The following is a 16898-nucleotide window of genomic DNA, read 5'->3' on the forward strand; positions in this document are numbered from 1 at the left end:
GAGTAGTGCGTAGGTGTCCGAAATCCGTGAACAAAACATAAACATCGTTCCCACCCGGAGCGATGATCATTAGCGGTGCAAGGTACAGATTCAAACGGTGCCGCGTGCTAATTCATTACTGAGGTCAACCAATTTCAAATAGTCGTGGTATCGCTCCTCTACTGTTGGTGACCCAAGCGATACTGAGACGCAGATCCCTCCGCTCTTAGTTGCCGAAACAGATGCCAGGTTGAATATAGCTGGCCATAGCGTGCCCGTTTTCCCACCAAGATATTGCGGAAGCGAGAATTCCGGTACAGCCCGTCGCGTTGAGGAGTGAAAAGCAGACTTTAAAACCAGCCTGCGCGGTACCGGTCCCGTTATCCCAATAGCAAAAGCCTTGGTCCCCCAAACCCTCGTAATCGGGCCATATATCAGACATTTCTTAACCAGCAATGATAAATCACGGGCAGTAGATCGTTGTCCGCGTACCGCCAACCCGTGTGGGTTCAGGAATTGCGATTTCGTCATCCCCAGATTTCGAGCGGTCGTGTTCATTTCCGCAACGAAGCGTTGCACGGCGTCGTGACTTGTGCCTGTCTTCGATCCCAGCATCATTTGGCCAAATGTCCGCGCAATCAGATTGGCTGCTACATTTGATGACGGCACCAAAAGGTTAGCAATGCTGTCGCCGAGTGAAAGGCGGTCTCCTGCATGAAGGTTACGACCTGATCCTTCGACATCATCTTCAGGAACTATTTCTAGCTTGAAGCTTTTCGGCAACTGAAAGTTACTTGCCATCTCGATAGCAACGACGGCCGTCATCAGTTTGACGATTGACGCAGGCGTCATTGCCTTGTCGGCATCCTTCTCATAGATGATGACATCAGAGCCAGTGGAGTTGTGGGGCAACTGCAAACAGATCGCACTTTTCGCGGCGAGATCGGGTGTAGGACCTATTGATTTGTGTTCATCATACGGAGCGTGATTAGTCAATCCCGTCATCCCCTACTGTTGTCGTCAATGGTCACGAGGATTCAGATGACAAAGATGTCGTCTGCGCTCAGCGACGACGAATTTGTCAAAGTTGCAAACCAGATAGCAGTCATCGCTCCGTTGCCATCCGGGTCGTAGGATAGGTGGCCAGTCGCGCTGTCGTAGAGGATGCGGTCATCCGCATCTTCCGCTGTTGTTCCAATCTGAAATGCGTCTTGTGCGAGTGGACCCGTCGATCCCAAGGCGGTAAAAACGGAGTCCTCTAGCTGGATCTGGTCCTCATTCACCGTGAAATCAAGAATCTGATCGATGTTTGGCAAGCCGTTGATTTCTGAATCGAACCGAAAGACGTCTGCGCCTGCATGTCCCCAGAGACTGTCATTGCCAAGGCCGCCGCGCAGAATATCATTACCTGCGCCACCAAGCAGACTGTCGTTGCCCATTCCGCCGAGCAAATGGTCATCTCCGTTGCCGCCATAGAGCAGGTCAATGCCATCGCCCCCGATCAGAAGATCTGCTCCGTTTTCACCTCTGAGTGTGTCATTGCCGGCAGCGCCGGCCAAATAATCGTCGCCGTCGCGGCCGTAGAGCGTGTCATCGCCAATGCCGCCATTGAGGTTGTTCCGCGCGTTGTTTCCTATGATCTCGTTGGCCAGTGAGTTGCCAGTGCCGTCTATAGCTGCACTCGATATAAGCTCTAGGTTTTCGATGTTAGAGCCCAAAACAAAGCTTACGCTCGATAGAACCTTGTCCGTTCCCGCATTCAACTTCTCACAGATCACATCAGATGTGTCGTCGACGTAATATGTATCGCTGCCCTTGCCGCCGGCCATTGCGTCGGAACCAGCACCACCATCGAGTACGTTATTCAGATCATTACCGGTGATGGTGTCATTACCAGATCCGCCAATCGCATTTTCGATCCAGCTGGTGAGGTAAATTCCGATGTTCTGAACGTTTCCGCCAATGTTTGACCAAGTGCCAGGCCGCAGGTCAATGATCTGATCATTTGAAAAGCCTGAGACGTCGAACACGTCTATACCACCCGTGTCGTAGATGACAAAGCCAGGCTGGTAATGGAAGGGATTTGCATCGCCCTGATAGTATGTAAAATCGTAGACGCTGCCTGCGGTGCTAGTCGACGTGTTGAAGCCATAGACATCGTTCCCTGGGCGCGCATCATTTGCGCCATAGCGATCGATTGCAGCCTTGATATCGGCCATCTGTAAGGTCGTAGGCGGAAGCGTGGTCGCACCCTCATAATTCGACTGTTCAAAATAGGAAAGAATAGTGAACTGCCGTGTATCGTTGGCGAAGGCTCTGTCCTCGTCATAGACGGCGCCAGAGCCATACGTCACAGGATGACGGAAGCCCAGTACATGACCGATCTCATGCATTAAGCTAACCATGGTGTTGCTCACTGGCACGAATGAACCTTGTAACACGAAGTCGGGCACGTTGATCACGCCTGGGCTCTGTGTTGTGGGGTTAGGGGGCGTACCGTGGAACTGCGGATTGGTCAAACTAAATACAATATCGGCGTTCTCATTGGATGTTACCTCTACAAATGTGACATCAATGATGTCACTCCAAGCCTTGAACGCCGCAACGGCTAAATCTTTCCGATAATTCTCTTCCAAACCAGCAAGGCTATATGTGATCTCAGCCCGACCAATAGCCCATGTCACGTTATCATTTGTGATGGCATCCACGATCTCTTCAATTGTGGCGACATAGTTTGGATCGAATGACATGATCTGTTGCCTCTGCTGCGAAATCGATAATGGCCATACCAAAGCTGATTTTGCGCAAGGCTGGTTGCTTATGCAATGTTGAATAGACGACGTTTCCCGCATTTTCTAGGGCGTAGTGGCTTGGCGATTTCCTTTCCCTTGGCTCCAAGCAAATACCACCAGAGGCCCATAAATCTTATAGCCACCGATTTCCTGCTCACCGAACACATCGCAGATATGGTGCTTTGTTGCCAATTTTGAGCCGCGCAGCAGCTTCTATTCCTTGTTGCGTGAGACGGAAGTACCATCCGTCCATAAGTTCCTATTTCGCTCACGTATTTCGGATGCCTACGTACTACTCTTGAAACGCCCCTTTCAAGACGCTAGCTGGATGTTAAGCCCATCAGCGCACTCCCAGACGTGTACAATGGACGGCTTTTCCCAGTTACGCGTTTATCGAGAGGTAATATTTGTGAGCAGTGCTAAGCGTCCTGATGTTGTGCGCCCCAGTGGTCGCGAAGCCGACCAGCTCCGTGAGATTCGCCTGACCCGCGATTACACCCGTCATGCGGAAGGCTCCGTACTGGTGGAGTTTGGCGATACCAAAGTGCTGTGTAATGCCAGCGTAGAAGCCGGTGTGCCGCGCTGGCTGCGCGGCAAGAATCAGGGCTGGGTCACCGCTGAGTACGGCATGCTGCCCCGCGCCACTCACACCCGCAGTGGTCGTGAAGCGACCCGCGGCAAGCAAGGCGGCCGCACGCTGGAAATTCAGCGTTTGATTGGCCGTAGCCTGCGTGCCGCGGTGAATTTGAAGAAGCTGGGTGAGTTCACCATTACCGTGGATTGCGATGTAATCCAGGCCGATGGCGGTACCCGTACCGCGGCGATTACCGGTGGCTGCGTAGCGCTGATCGATGCGATCCGTTACCTGCAGCGCGAGAAGAAGATCAAAGCAGACCCCTTCAAGCAGTTGGTGAGCGCCATTTCCGTGGGCATTTATAAAGGCGTGCCGGTGCTGGATCTGGATTATCCGGAAGACAGCAAGGCCGATACCGATCTAAATGTGGTGATGACCGAAACCGGCGAGCTGATCGAAGTGCAGGGTACCGCCGAGGCTGGCGCCTTTACCCGTGCCGAGCTGAACGGCATGCTCGATTTAGCCGAGAAAGCGGGCGATGCGCTTCGCGACCATCAGCGCGAAGCGCTGGGTATTCGTGGGTAATGAAGGTGAGGAGTAAGGCGTAAAAAACAGCAGGCCAGCATTTAGCTGGCCTGTTGTTTGTCACCCCGGCTAATCAGCAAGGGTGACAGGCGACGCGGGAAAAGTTCGTTGCCTAGCGCCTAAAGCGCTAGGTCGTACTCAACGATTAGCGGTGCGAACTCTGAGAAGGTCGCATCGTAATCGATCCACGCGTCGACCACGTGGCGGCGGAAGTTGGGGCCGACTAACTGATAGTCGATCCGCCAGCCTTCCTGGCGCTCACGGGGCACGTCTTGGTCAAGCTTCGGCCACCAGGTGTACTCACCTGCATCGCGGTTAATTTCGCGGAAGGTGTCGATAAACCCGGTGGGACCAAGCACCTGATCCATCCAGGCGCGCTCTTCCGGGCGGAAGCCTGAGGTCAGTTGATTATCCGACCAGTTGGCCAAATCGACGGTTTTATGGGCAATATGCCAGGTACCGCAGAGGATATATTCGCGGCGTTTGCGCGACATCTTCGTCAGGTACTCCTGATATTGCTCCATAAACGCCTGTTTGGCTTTTTGGTCACTTCCGTCAGGCATCAGGAAGGAGACGATACTGAAGCGTTCATAATCCGCCTGCAGAAAACGTCCTTCATGATCGCACTGTGGGAACCCAAGACCATACATAATCGCCTTGGGAATTTTGCGGCAATAGAGTGCCACACCGGAGAAACCGTCCTCTTCGGCATCCAGGAAATAGCCTTCATAGCCTTCCGGATACAGAATGTGGTCACCCAGTTCAAAACTTTTTGCCTTGATGTTCTGCACGCAGACCACGTCGACATCCTGCTGAGCCAGCCAGTCCAGGAAGCCACGATCGACGGCATCACGAATACCATTGACATTGATGCTGGCAATTTTCATAAATCGTCCCTTTTGCGTCGCTGCTGTATGATACCCGACGTTTAGACGTTTGGGTAAAGGCAGCTAGTAAAACTTGCCATTTACCCCACTTTTATTGTTGCTTTCGTACTGATTTAAACCTACCGCCTAGTGAGGAATGCCGTGGCCACCACTCTACAACCCTACCAGCGCGATTTCATTGCCTTTGCCATTGAGCAAGGCGTGCTTAAGTTTGGCGAGTTTACGCTTAAATCTGGCCGCGTTAGCCCCTACTTTTTCAACGCAGGGCTGTTTCAAACCGGTCGTGCGCTGGCCAAACTAGGGCGTTTTTACGCCCAGGCGATTGTCGATAGCGGCTTAAACGCCGATGTGTTGTTTGGCCCGGCGTACAAAGGTATCCCACTGGCGGCAGTCACCGCGGCGGCACTGGCCGATCATCACGACCGGGATATGCCCTACGCCTTCAACCGCAAAGAGGCTAAAACCCACGGAGAAGGCGGCAATATTGTGGGCGCACCGCTTGCTGGCGATATTTTGATCATTGATGACGTGATTACCGCGGGCACCGCTATTCGCAAAGTGATGAGCCTGATCGAACAGAGCGGTGCCCAGGCCGCCGGGGTAATTATCGCACTCGACCGTCAAGAGCGCGGTCAAGGCGAGCAGAGTGCGATTCAGGAAGTGCAGGCTCAGTATGCCATGCCGGTGGTCAGTATCGTCACCCTGGAGCAAGTGCTCACTTACCTTGAAGAGCATGCCGGTGGCGAAATGCTCGCCTACGCTGAAGCGATCAGGGCTTATCGTGACCGCTATGGGATTACCAGTTGATTAGACCTACAACGCGCCAGCAAAACCTTGCTGGCGCCACGCCTCGTAGCTCACAATAGCCACGGCATTGGAAAGGTTTAGGCTACGGTTGTTCGGCTGCATGGGCAGGCGCAATTTATGCTCCGAAGTTAGCGCTTCATGCACCTGGGGTGAGAGCCCAGCGGTTTCAGAGCCAAACAGCAGTACATCTCCTGGGGCAAAGTCCGCATCGCTGTAGGTGCGGGTTCCCTTGGTAGTGATCGCCCAAATGCGCCGCCCCTGCATGGTTTGCTGAAAGGCGCTAAAATCGGCGTGGCGAGTGACGTTGTCGAGGTCGCGGTAATCCAGCCCGGCGCGACGCAGCTTTTTCTCTTCCAGGTCGAAGCCAAGCGGCTCAATCAGGTGTAACCGGCAGCCATTGTTGGCAACCAAGCGCATGATATTGCCCGTATTGGGCGCCATGCGCGGTTCAAAAAGCGCTACTTCAAACATCTCCACCTGCCTGTTTATTATGCATTCGCCAAGCGGACGATTGTACTTGAAACCGTACTTGAAATCGTAATTGAAACCGCCTGCAACTCTCGTAGAGGACGACCGACGCCATGACGCCCGCAACGCCCAAGAGCATTCTTAGCCGCATCAAAGGGTTAAACCCGCGCCAGCAGGAAGCCGTGCGCTACATTGATGGCCCTTGCCTGGTGTTGGCGGGTGCAGGTTCCGGTAAAACCAGCGTTATCACCACTAAAATTGCCTATTTGGTGCAAGAGTGTGGGATGAGCGCGCGCAGAATCGCCGCGGTGACCTTTACCAATAAAGCCGCCCGAGAGATGAAAGAGCGCGTGGGCCAGATGCTCCACGGCAAAGAGGGCCACGGGCTGACGGTCTCTACATTTCACACCCTGGGGCTGAATATTATCCGTGGCGAGCTTAAAACCTTGGGCTATAAACCGGGCTTTTCGCTATTTGACCCGGAAGACGCCAAAGCACTGCTGCGCGATTTGATGAATAAAGACGCTCAGGTGGACGCCGAGCAGATCAACGCCGTGCAGAGCAAAATTTCCACCTGGAAGAACGACTTGGTGCTGCCCAGCGATGCGCTCTCGTTTGCGGCTGATGACGATGAGCACTTTGCCGCTCGAGTGTATGAAGCCTACGTACGCCATTTAAAAGCCTACAACGCGGTGGATTTCGACGACCTGATTCTGCTGCCGGTGGTATTGCTCAAGAACGATCCGGAAGCGCTCGAGCGCTGGCGGCGCAAAATCCATTACATGCTGGTGGATGAGTACCAGGACACCAACGTCTCCCAGTACCTGTTGGTGAAACTGCTAATGGCGGAGCGCTCCACATTCACCGTAGTGGGCGATGATGACCAGTCGATCTACGCCTGGCGCGGTGCACGCCCTGAAAACCTGATTACCCTGGGTGAGGATTTCCCACGCCTGAAAGTCATCAAGCTGGAGCAAAACTACCGCTCTACCGCCACGATACTGCGCGCAGCCAACACACTGATCGCCAATAACCCCCACGTTTACGAGAAGACACTATGGTCTGATATGGGCGACGGCGCGCCTATTCGAGTAATCGTGAATCGTCATGAAGAGGCGGAGTCTGAGCGGGTCGCCAGCGAAATGCTCACCCGGCGTATCAAGGAAAAGGCCGAGTGGCGGGACTTTGCGGTGCTTTATCGGGGCAATTTCCAGGCCCGCTTGTTAGAGCTTAAGCTGCAGCACTACCAAATTCCTTACAAGCTCTCCGGTGGTACGTCGTTTTTCTCGCGCAACGAGATTAAAGACACCATGGCTTACCTGCGCCTGCTGATTAATCCCGCCGACGACAACGCTTTTTTGCGCATTGTGAACGTGCCACGCCGCGAAGTGGGCCCTGGAACGGTAGAGAAGCTCGCCAACTATGCTACAGAACGCTCAATTTCGCTGTTTGCCGCCTGCCATGAGCTTGGGTTGGAGCAAGTATTACCGACCCGAGCCGTGGAGCGGTTGTCGCGCTTTACCCACTTTATCGACGGCGTGCGCAAGCGCATGGATCAAGGCGATGCCATTGCCGCCATTCGCGACATGCTGCGGGATATGGATTACGAAGCTTGGCTGTATCAAAACGCCAGCGCGCCCACCGTCGCCGAACGTCGCATGGCCAACGTGTGGATTCTAATCGACCAGCTAGAAAAATCCCTCAACCGCGACCCAGAGGACGATACCGATTCCACCGAGACCGAAACCGACGGCGTAGAAGCAGCTATTTCACGCTTGGTACTGCGCGATATTCTGGAGCAGCAGGCGGAAGAGGATGACTCGGATAGAGTACAGCTACTCACCATGCACGCCTCAAAAGGCCTGGAGTTCCCCCACGTCTATTTAATGGGCTTGGAAGAGGATCTACTGCCTCACCGCAACGCCATCGAAGTAGGCACTGTGGAGGAGGAGCGGCGGCTGGCCTATGTGGGCATTACCCGGGCGCGGCGCACGCTAACGCTGACGCTTGCCCGCCAGCGCAAAGCCTACGGTGAACTGATGGACTGTACGCCCAGCCGCTTTTTAGACGAGCTTCCCGGGGAGGATTTGGAGTGGGAAGGTCGTGCCGATAAAGAGGATCCGGATAAGAAGCAGGCCCGCGGTAAAGACGCCATTGCCGGGCTGCGTTCGCTGCTGGGGTGATAAAGTGGGAGTTATAAAATTAGGCTTTTAAAAAAAGAATATCCACAGGGCGGCGACTAAAACACCCTGTGGATAAATTTACCAAGCTAAATCATTGCTTCTTACTTTACTGGGCTTCAGCCATTAAATAATCGACAACGGCCATCACTTCTTCATCGGAAAGATTGGGATTACCGCCTTTGGCTGGCATAGCGCCGATACCGTTAATGGCGCTGGCGTAGAGCTCATCAGCCCCCTTCTCTAAACGCGCCGCCCAAGCTTCTGAATCGCCAATTGTCGGTGCGCCAGCAACGCCGTTATCGTGACATGCCACACAGCCAGAGCTTGCGTAGAGGGCTTCACCGTCTAAGTCGCTGCCACCGCTGGCTTCTTTAACTGCTGCCGCGTCTTCTTCACTCGCTGCATCGTCGTTAGAAGCCATTTCTTCAGTTGCCGCTTCACCTTCAGCAGCGGCGGTCTCTTCGGTAGCGGCCTCATCGGCGGCACCTTCGTCGCTAGAAGCTTCGGCCTCTGCAGCAGCTTCATCACCGCCACTCAACTCGGGCACTTCCATAACCGGCTCAACCATATAGGCGACCGCCGCTTCCACTTCTTCATCGGAAAGGTTGGGGTTACCGCCTTTCGCCGGCATGGCGCCAATACCGTTAATAGCGTGATCTAGCAGCGTGGCGAAGCCTTGTTCAGCACGTTCAGCCCAGGCCTCTTCATCACCACGAATAGGTGCGCCCGCAGCGCCCGATTCATGACAGGCGCTACATACATTACCGTAGATGCCCTCACCGTCGATATCACCGCCACTGCTACTATCGCTAGGAGGTGCCGCTGCGGTGCCACAGTCTTGGCCTTGTAAACAGAGTTGACCCACCGGCGCCAAACGCTCGGCAATCGCATCACGTGCGGCGTCATCTTGGGCATAAACACTGGATGTGCCCGCCATGAAGCCGAGGGCCGCCAGCCCGCTCATGATCAGCTTAGCTTTCACTCTCACCACCTCTTGAGTATTGTCATCAAACTTTTATCCTCAACCCCTGTGCGTGGCAGCGCCAATATCGACGGTGCGCAGCTGAGACGCCAAGACGTGCATATAGGACTAGTATAACGGCAACGCAAAGCGCAAGAAAATGCTACTAAGCGCGCCTATTCAACCGTTGACTACTATTGGCAGCTTAATTTGGCAAACTCCTCCTCTCACCACTGCCTTTCCAGGCGAATAAACGTTGCTGCGCATAGCGTATGAAACCCGCCTGCTGGTAAAGCCGTTTAGCCGGTAAATTTATGTCATCTACCGCCAGCGTGACCTCCTGCACGCCAGCCTGCTGGGCAAGCGCGAGGCCTTTATTTAACAACGAGCGCCCCAAGCCTTTGCCACGCCAATTCGGTGTTAGTCCCATTAACATTAGCTCCCAACGGCCTAGCGCAGGGCGCGGCGCAAGCAGTAGCACACCCACCACAGCCTCGTGATAGCCCACTGCGTACCAGTGCTGTGGCGCTTGGGGATCCTGCTGATAAAACCCATTCAATAACTCTTCCACTGAGAGTACGTCGCGCAGGGGTCGGCTATCCAGCGAACCCTGACCCACTGCGGCCAGCAGATTCAGCTGTTCCGCCCAAGAAAACTCGCAAAGCGGCTGCAGTGAAAGCGGCAGCGCTTCATTCATCGCTAAGCGGTAGCGGCTACTGCCGGTTAAATGATCCAAGCAAGCCAAACGCTGCATGCCATGCTCACGTAGCAGCGCTTCTGATACGGGCGCCTGGGATGACAGCTCCAAGTGGCACAAGCGAATATTGTGGGCTTCTACCCATGCATTGGCCGCACGCAATAGCGCGCTAGTATGCACACCCTGCTCGCTGGGCAACGGCTTGGGTAACCATAGCTGCGCCATATTCATGGGCAGAGGTTGTACCCAGATGGCGCTCACTAACTGGCCTGCCTCAATAGTTATCCATAGCCCATCCCACTGGACATCTGGTTGATTGTACATTGCCTTTACGGCAGCGCTCAGTGCCGCTTGCTGTTCAGGGTCATGAGCAGCAGTCAGCTGCAGCAGTGCCTCGCGACGCCGTGCTGGCGGGCAAAGTACTACCTCTGGGCTATTTGAGGGGTAACTAGACGTCATGGCTGATCAATCAAATGCCGAGCTCCGAAGAAGTAATAAAGCGTGCTACGTTATTAGCCTACAATTTATAACCTCATCCTGACGGCCTAAGCCTTTGCACGCCACCCTTATCCGTGCTTATTTCAAAGGTTAATGGCAGCGAATGATTTAAAGGAGTAACCATCCCGCCATGCGTATATTGTTGGTAGAAGACGATCCGAGCTTAGCCTCGGGCATTCGCTTGGCATTAAAGCCCGAGAATTTCACGGTGGATCACCTGAGTGATGGCGTTAGCGCCTTGGCCGCGTTAAAGGAAGGTGAACCTTTTGATGCGGTCATTCTCGATCTGGGGCTACCGCGTATGGATGGTATGCAGGTACTGGAAGCCGTGCGGCGGCTGGGCAATCGCGTGCCCATTTTGGTATTAACCGCTCGCGATGCCGTCGATGAACGTATCGCCGGGTTGGATGCAGGTGCCGATGATTATTTAACCAAGCCGTTTGAGGTCGCTGAATTAAAAGCCCGCCTGAGAGCCTTGTTGAGACGTAGCAGTGACCAGGTAAACAGCGCCCTAGAGTGCCGAGGTATTCGCCTTGATCCGTTAACCATGCAGGTTAGCTACCAGGGGAAACCCGTGGTGTTATCACGACGGGAATTAACCCTGCTGCAAGAGTTTATGAGTCACCCTGGGCGAGTGTTCACCCGCGATACCCTAACGCGCTTGGTCTATGGCTGGGATGAAGATGTAGAAAGCAATGCCATTGAAGTACATGTGCACCACCTTCGGCGAAAATTCTTTCCTCACCTGATTCGCACACTACGCGGCATTGGTTACGTAATGGATAAAACGGATCAGGATCAGCACTCATGACCTCTATCCGCCAACGCACTCTGGGGCTAGCGCTGCTGGTGTTTGGCATTAGCATGCTGGTGATTGGCTTTATCAGCTATCGCTACGCTGCCCATGAAATTGAAGCACTGTACGATGCCAGTCTTGAGCAAAATGCGCGCTTATTAGAAGGTTTGTTGCAAGCACCATTGCCAGATGAAGCCCGGGGTGTACTGCTCAACAGCCTAGAAAGCGCTCTAGGCAAAACGGCGAGATCTGATCGACGCTTTGCAGGTTACCGGGCGGATAGCCAGCTGGGCTTTCAGCTATGGGAACGGAACCGCCTCCTGTTGCGCTCAGCTAATGCGCCTGAGTCGCCGTTGGCCGATCTCCCTTTGGGTTTCACTAGTCAGTCTATTGATGAGATCCAATGGCGCATTTATGTACTCGACATCCCCAACTCCATACAGCGGATTGTGGTTAGCGAGCGCGAAGACGTTCGCGGGGAGCTGATCAGGGCGGTAGCATTGCGCACGTTACTGCCCGACCTGATTGGCCTGCCGCTACTCACCGCCCTGCTGTGGTGGTCGATTGGCTGGGGCTTGGTACCACTGTTGCGCATGGCCGAGCAAATTCGCAATCGTGATCCGCATAATTTACAGCCCCTCACCCTCAGCCCACTGCCCCAGGAACTAGATACTATCGCCGGTGCGCTCAACCGGCTGTTAGAGCGAATCCGCATAATGCGCGTGCGTGAAAAGCGCTTTATTGCCGATGCCGCGCATGAATTACGTACCCCGTTAGCAGTGCTTGATCTACACGCCCAGAATGCCCTGACTGCCGACAATCTTGAAGATCGTCAGGAGGCGCTCAGTCACCTTCGCGGCGGCGTTGCACGGGCCACGCGCTTGGTTACCCAACTCTTAACGCTGGCTCGCCTGGAGCCTGAAGAGGAGTCGCAGCCTGAATACCGCACTAGCCAGTTGCTTAGTGAAGTGCGTGAGACCCTGGCCAAGCTTTCGCCGCTGGCCGCTGAGCGCGAACAGCAACTACTGTTAAATGCAGATGAGCAGGCAGATTGGTCGATATTAGAAGAGCCCGGTGCCATTGAAACCCTGGTACAGAATCTAGTCGGTAATGCTATCCAACACTCGCCTAACCATAGTGTCATCAGCATCACTCTAGCGACGACGCCACAAAGCTTTCAATTAACGGTGGATGACCAAGGCCCGGGGATACCAATCAATGAACGCAAAAAAGTGGTTGAGCGCTTTCAACGCGCGGGCCCCAGTGCTGGTTCAGGATTAGGGCTTTCCATCGTTGAGCGACTGGTCACACGCCATGGCGGCACCCTTCAGCTTGATGATGCCCCCAGTGGGGGATTGTGTGTGCGTATTGTTTTACAGCGTCTAAAAGAGGAGTAGCACCCTCTTTTCTTGCTAAACTGAGTTTTATGAGTCTCTTAAGGTTGCGATAAGAATTGCGTGCAACTGTGGAGGTGCAAGGCGAGCCAGACACCCACGGCTCCCTCTTTTCTCCACATGGAGGTACCCTGATGAACCAAGTGACTTTTTCACCTAAACCCTTAATTCAACTAGGCTCAGCGCCACTGCTAGCCAAGCCAGCTGCGCGGCGGCTACTGCCTACTAGCCCAGCGATGACGGTACTGACCGACTTTTCCCAAGTCATGCCCCAATCCGTTGATGCCGACACGCCTATCGACGAGGCGCATCTCAAGATGCGTTATAGCGGCGTAAGACTACTGTTCGTGATGGATCACCAAGCGCACTGCATCGGCATTATTAACTCAAAAGAAGTGATTGGCACCCGGCGTATCAACATCGCAATGCAGCAGCGTAATCTCAGCCGCGAAGAAGTGACAGCTGAAATGATCATGACCCCGTGGCACAAGCTTAGCGCCATGCCCATCGCCCAGTTGGCATCGCTAACCATTGAGGATCTGGTGCTGTCGATGGAAGCCGTAACCGATCAACACCTGTTAATCACTGAGCAAAACGATAACCACGAACTTAGAATTCGCGGCATTATCTCAGCCAGCGATATACAGAGCGCGGTGGGTAAAGAGATCAACCCGGTGCCTATGGCGAAAAGCTTCGCCGATATTTGCCAAGTCATAACTGGCCACGATCTATAATGACTGATCGTTAACCGATTTAATCTACATCTAGAAACGCCCCTCACTGGTTACTCAGTGAGGGGCGTTTTCAGTTTGCAATACAGCGTTTAAAACAACGCGCCGTTAATCCAAAGATGCGTCGCAATGCTAGCGGCATAGCCCAACAAAATGGCCGGTACCCAGCGAAGGTGTACGGCAAAGGTATAAATACCTCGCGCCTGGCCCATAAGGGCAACACCTGCAGCTGAGCCCATTGAGAGCAAACTGCCGCCGACACCAGCCGTTAGGGTAATCAATAGCCAGTTCCCCTCGGACATATCCGGGGCCATGGAAAGTACCGCGAACATCACTGGGATGTTATCCACAACGGCCGAGATAAGCCCCAGCACCACATTCGCCCACACCGGATCCCAACTGCCGTAGAGCGTTTCGGAAAGCAGGCTGAGGTAGCCCATAAAGCCAAGGCCACCGACACACATTACAACCCCGTAGAAGAACAGCAACGTGTCCCACTCGGAACGGGCGATACGGCTGAAAATATCGAAGGGAACTACGCTACCCAGTTGCTCCAACTTCTTCCAGTCGCCGCGGCGAGAATAGCGCTCCCGCTTGCGTTCAAGCGATCGCGGCAGGCTGCGGCGTAGGTAGTAACCAAAGAACTGCAGCAGGCCTAAACCAAACATCATGCCCATGGCAGGCGGTAAGTAGAGGATAGAATGGCACAGTACCGAGATGGCCACGGTAATCAAAAACAGTACGATAATTCGCCGTGCGCCGCGCTTGAGCCAGACATTCTCTTTAAGCGAAGCAGGCTGACGATTGACGATAAAGAAATTCATGATAACCGCAGGCACCATGAAATTAACCACCGCCGGAAGCAGCAGCGCGAAGAAGCCTTCAAATGGTACTTGACCCGCCTGCCACACCATCAGCGTGGTGATATCGCCAAATGGGCTAAAAGCACCACCCGCGTTAGAAGCTACCACCACATTGACACAGCAAAGGCCGATAAACTTATTATCACCCTCGGCCACTTTGAGTACCACGGCGCACATCAGCATGGCGGTGGTCATATTGTTGGCGATCGCCGAAATACCGAATGCCATGACACCGGTAATCCAGAACAAGGAGCGATAGCTGAAGCCTTTACGCACTAGCCAAGAACGTAGCGCATCAAATACCCGACGCTCTTCCATGGCGTTGATATAGGTCATTGCCACCAGCAAAAACAGCAGTAGCTCAGCGTATTCAAGCAGTGTTTCACGGAAGGCGGTTTCCGCTTCTTCCGGCATCCCCGCTTGTACATAGACCCAGGCCACTAGCGCCCAGATAAGCCCTGCCGCAACCAGCACCGGCTTAGACTTACGCATATGCAGTAGCTCTTCACTCATCACCAACGCATAGGCGAGCACGAAGATCACGACAGAAGAGATACCGGCAAGCGAAAGAGTAAGATCAAGGGGCCCAGCGGCGGCATAAGAGAGGGAAGGAAAGACAAAAAGCGTGCAGGCGAGCAACAACCAAGCGACCCGGCTAGCATAATGCCGGGTTACGTGGACGTTTGGTGGTTTCATGGCGATGTTATCCAATCAGAAGGGAAAAAGACCGCCACGATCATAAGCACCCTAATGACATGCTGCAACGCAACGGTTGCGCATAAGATGCGACTTATTGCCGCATCTCGTAAAGCATTTTTATTAGTTCAACTACTCACAAGGTTTGGCGTCGTCGTCACTCCACCGTCACACTCTTGGCCAGATTACGCGGCTGGTCAACATCGGTACCTTTGAGCACGGCCACGTGGTAACTCAATAGCTGTAGCGGCAGGGTATACAGCAGCGGCGCCAGCGCTTCGTGCACGTGTGGCAGGGTCAGCACACGAATATCTTCCTGGACGTCGATACCCACGCTTTCATCGGCGAACACAAACAGTTTGCCGCCGCGGGCACGGACTTCCTGAAGGTTGGATTTTAGCTTTTCAAGCAGATCATCGTGGGGGGCGACCGAAATCACTGGCATTTCGCTATCCACTAGCGCCAGCGGGCCATGCTTTAACTCCCCTGCGGGATACGCCTCGGCATGAATATAGGAAATCTCTTTGAGCTTTAACGCCCCTTCAAGGGCAATCGGATAGTGAGCTCCGCGCCCCAAGAAGAGCGCATGATTTTTCTCTGCAAAAGCTTGGGAAAGTATTTCGATCTGGCTATCCAGCGCCAGCACCCGCTGACACACCTCGGGCAGCGTGCGCAGCGCAGCGATAATATCCGGATACTCAACCTGATTTTTGGCTTTACTGACCGAAAGCGTCAGCAGCATTAACGCCACTAACTGGGTAGTAAAGGCTTTGGTAGAGGCCACGCCAATTTCAGGGCCCGCGCGGGTCATGAGAGACATATCCGACTCCCGCACCAGCGAACTACCGGGCACGTTACAAATCGCCAGCGAACCCACATAGTTGAGGGTTTTAGCAAAGCGTAACGCGGCCAGGGTGTCGGCGGTTTCACCGGACTGGGAGAGGGTGACAAACAGCGTGCCTTCGGGCACGACCGGGTGGCGATAGCGATACTCAGAGGCCACCTCGACCTGCACCGGCACCCCCGCATAGCGCTCCAGCCAATAACGCGCCACCAGCCCCGCATGGTAGCTGGTGCCGCAGGCAATGATATGCACGTGGCGAGTGCGCTGGAAAAGCGCCAGCGCATCGGGTCCAAAGCTCTCTACTAACACGCTTTGAGCGCTCAGCCGCCCCTCTAATGCCGCCTCAATCACCGTTGGCTGCTCGAAAATTTCTTTGAGCATATAGTGGCGGTAATCGCCCTTACTGGCCGCGCCATCGCCGTGCTCAAAGGTATGAATAGGGCGTTCGACGTCGTTACCGTGGCGATCCACAATGCGAATGGCACCCTGCTCGCGCAGCTCGACCAAATCGCCCTCTTCAAGGTAAATAAAACGATCTGTGACCGGCAGCAACGCCAGGGGGTCAGAGGCTAAAAAGGCCTCATTAATCCCCACACCGACCACCAGCGGACTACCTTGGCGCGCGCCAACCACCACGCCAGGTTCTTGAGCACACATTACGCCCAGTGCGTAGGCACCGCCTAAGCCGTTAACGATCTGCTGGGTAGCATCAAACAGGGTGAGCCCATCAGCCAGCTTTTCGGAGAGTAAGTGAGCAATTACTTCGGTGTCGGTTTCTGAGCTAAACGCATAGCCACTGCGCTGGAGGCTCTCTTTTATAGCCTCGTAGTTCTCAATGATACCGTTATGCACAACGGCAACCTGATCGCTACTGTGGTGCGGGTGCGCATTGGCCTCAGAGGGTTTACCGTGGGTTGCCCAGCGGGTATGCGCTATACCCGAAAAACCCGGTAGCGCGGCCTTATCCAATTGAGCGGTAAGCGCCGCCACTTTTCCAAGCGCACGATGGCGGGTTAATACGCCGTCGTTGAACACCGTCATACCGGCTGAATCGTAGCCGCGATATTCCAGGCGTTTTAGTCCTTCTAATAGAATTTCTTGGACGTTGCGCTGGGCAACGGCGGCCACAATGCCACACATAAT

Annotated in this window: 14 protein-coding genes; 6 read left to right on the top strand and 8 right to left on the bottom strand. The window is 54.2% G+C overall.

What is annotated here, in order from left to right:
- Positions 1–90: 90 nt before the first annotated feature.
- On the bottom strand, positions 91–975 hold the full coding sequence (locus K7H09_RS07750; RefSeq protein WP_230804331.1) for a D-alanyl-D-alanine carboxypeptidase family protein: 885 nt from the start codon (positions 973–975) through the stop codon (positions 91–93).
- Between the two features lie 41 nt (positions 976–1016).
- A complete protein-coding gene (locus tag K7H09_RS07755) occupies positions 1017–2729 on the bottom strand; it encodes a M10 family metallopeptidase C-terminal domain-containing protein (protein WP_230804333.1) in 1713 nt (570 codons plus the stop codon).
- A 478-nt stretch (positions 2730–3207) separates the two neighbouring features.
- Between K7H09_RS07755 and rph the strand changes: the two genes are divergently transcribed.
- A complete protein-coding gene (rph, locus tag K7H09_RS07760; protein WP_230804366.1) occupies positions 3208–3930 on the top strand; it encodes a ribonuclease PH in 723 nt (240 codons plus the stop codon).
- A 119-nt stretch (positions 3931–4049) separates the two neighbouring features.
- Here the strand turns inward: rph and K7H09_RS07765 are convergent, their stop codons facing one another.
- Positions 4050–4817, bottom strand: coding sequence for an exodeoxyribonuclease III (locus K7H09_RS07765; RefSeq protein ID WP_009286323.1), 768 nt, complete (start codon positions 4815–4817; stop codon positions 4050–4052).
- A gap of 141 nt (positions 4818–4958) precedes the next feature.
- Between K7H09_RS07765 and pyrE the strand changes: the two genes are divergently transcribed.
- Positions 4959–5624, top strand: a complete 666-nt coding sequence (gene pyrE / locus K7H09_RS07770; protein WP_230804339.1) for an orotate phosphoribosyltransferase — start codon at positions 4959–4961, stop codon at positions 5622–5624.
- Between the two features lie 6 nt (positions 5625–5630).
- Here pyrE and K7H09_RS07775 read toward each other — a convergent pair whose 3' ends face one another.
- The gene (locus tag K7H09_RS07775; RefSeq protein WP_159177852.1) at positions 5631–6095 is read right to left on the bottom strand and encodes a tRNA (cytidine(34)-2'-O)-methyltransferase; all 465 of its coding nucleotides are present in this window, start codon (positions 6093–6095) and stop codon (positions 5631–5633) included.
- Positions 6096–6205: 110 nt separating this feature from the next.
- Here K7H09_RS07775 and rep point away from each other — a divergent pair, with 110 nt between their 5' ends.
- On the top strand, positions 6206–8275 hold the full coding sequence (gene rep / locus K7H09_RS07780; RefSeq protein ID WP_230804341.1) for a DNA helicase Rep: 2070 nt from the start codon (positions 6206–6208) through the stop codon (positions 8273–8275).
- A 106-nt stretch (positions 8276–8381) separates the two neighbouring features.
- Here rep and K7H09_RS07785 read toward each other — a convergent pair whose 3' ends face one another.
- Together K7H09_RS07785 and K7H09_RS07790 are read right to left on the bottom strand one after the other, a co-directional pair.
- Complete coding sequence (locus tag K7H09_RS07785; protein ID WP_039857834.1) at positions 8382–9257, bottom strand: c-type cytochrome; 876 nt, start codon at positions 9255–9257, stop codon at positions 8382–8384.
- 184 nt (positions 9258–9441) lie between these two features.
- On the bottom strand, positions 9442–10392 hold the full coding sequence (locus K7H09_RS07790; RefSeq protein ID WP_230804343.1) for a GNAT family N-acetyltransferase: 951 nt from the start codon (positions 10390–10392) through the stop codon (positions 9442–9444).
- Between the two features lie 169 nt (positions 10393–10561).
- On the opposite strand from K7H09_RS07790, the gene K7H09_RS07795 reads away from it, so the two are divergent.
- The 3 genes from K7H09_RS07795 to K7H09_RS07805 all read left to right on the top strand — a co-directional run bounded on the left by K7H09_RS07795 (position 10562) and on the right by K7H09_RS07805 (position 13355).
- Positions 10562–11242: a response regulator transcription factor gene (locus K7H09_RS07795; RefSeq protein ID WP_022521064.1), complete on the top strand. Its 681-nt coding sequence runs from the start codon at positions 10562–10564 to the stop codon at positions 11240–11242.
- Positions 11239–12624 carry an ATP-binding protein gene (locus K7H09_RS07800; protein ID WP_230804345.1) on the top strand — a complete coding sequence of 462 codons (1386 nt, stop codon included), beginning with the start codon at positions 11239–11241 and terminating at the stop codon, positions 12622–12624. The genes K7H09_RS07795 and K7H09_RS07800 overlap by 4 nt, the downstream gene beginning before the upstream one ends.
- 131 nt (positions 12625–12755) lie before the next feature.
- Positions 12756–13355, top strand: a complete 600-nt coding sequence (locus K7H09_RS07805; protein WP_230804347.1) for a CBS domain-containing protein — start codon at positions 12756–12758, stop codon at positions 13353–13355.
- 89 nt (positions 13356–13444) lie between these two features.
- Here K7H09_RS07805 and nhaD read toward each other — a convergent pair whose 3' ends face one another.
- Positions 13445–14911: a sodium:proton antiporter NhaD gene (nhaD, locus tag K7H09_RS07810; RefSeq protein ID WP_230804349.1), complete on the bottom strand. Its 1467-nt coding sequence runs from the start codon at positions 14909–14911 to the stop codon at positions 13445–13447.
- A 157-nt stretch (positions 14912–15068) separates the two neighbouring features.
- The gene (glmS, locus tag K7H09_RS07815) at positions 15069–16895 is read right to left on the bottom strand and encodes a glutamine--fructose-6-phosphate transaminase (isomerizing) (RefSeq protein ID WP_230804351.1); all 1827 of its coding nucleotides are present in this window, start codon (positions 16893–16895) and stop codon (positions 15069–15071) included.
- Positions 16896–16898: the final 3 nt, after the last annotated feature.

The sequence above is a fragment of the Halomonas sp. IOP_14 genome, from assembly GCF_021021315.1.
In the GTDB taxonomy this organism is placed as follows: domain Bacteria; phylum Pseudomonadota; class Gammaproteobacteria; order Pseudomonadales; family Halomonadaceae; genus Vreelandella; species Vreelandella titanicae.

Bases quoted from the DNA above. Each gene is read 5' to 3' on its own strand.
- rep (WP_230804341.1), top strand. From the start codon at position 6,206: ATGACGCCCGCAACGCCCAAGAGCATTCTTAGCCGCATCAAAGGGTTA.
- K7H09_RS07765 (WP_009286323.1), bottom strand. From the start codon at position 4,817: ATGAAAATTGCCAGCATCAATGTCAATGGTATTCGTGATGCCGTCGAT.
- K7H09_RS07805 (WP_230804347.1), top strand. From the start codon at position 12,756: ATGAACCAAGTGACTTTTTCACCTAAACCCTTAATTCAACTAGGCTCA.
- K7H09_RS07795 (WP_022521064.1), top strand. From the start codon at position 10,562: ATGCGTATATTGTTGGTAGAAGACGATCCGAGCTTAGCCTCGGGCATT.
- nhaD (WP_230804349.1), bottom strand. From the start codon at position 14,911: ATGAAACCACCAAACGTCCACGTAACCCGGCATTATGCTAGCCGGGTC.
- glmS (WP_230804351.1), bottom strand. From the start codon at position 16,895: ATGTGTGGCATTGTGGCCGCCGTTGCCCAGCGCAACGTCCAAGAAATT.
- K7H09_RS07790 (WP_230804343.1), bottom strand. From the start codon at position 10,392: ATGACGTCTAGTTACCCCTCAAATAGCCCAGAGGTAGTACTTTGCCCG.
- K7H09_RS07800 (WP_230804345.1), top strand. From the start codon at position 11,239: ATGACCTCTATCCGCCAACGCACTCTGGGGCTAGCGCTGCTGGTGTTT.
- K7H09_RS07775 (WP_159177852.1), bottom strand. From the start codon at position 6,095: ATGTTTGAAGTAGCGCTTTTTGAACCGCGCATGGCGCCCAATACGGGC.
- K7H09_RS07755 (WP_230804333.1), bottom strand. From the start codon at position 2,729: ATGTCATTCGATCCAAACTATGTCGCCACAATTGAAGAGATCGTGGAT.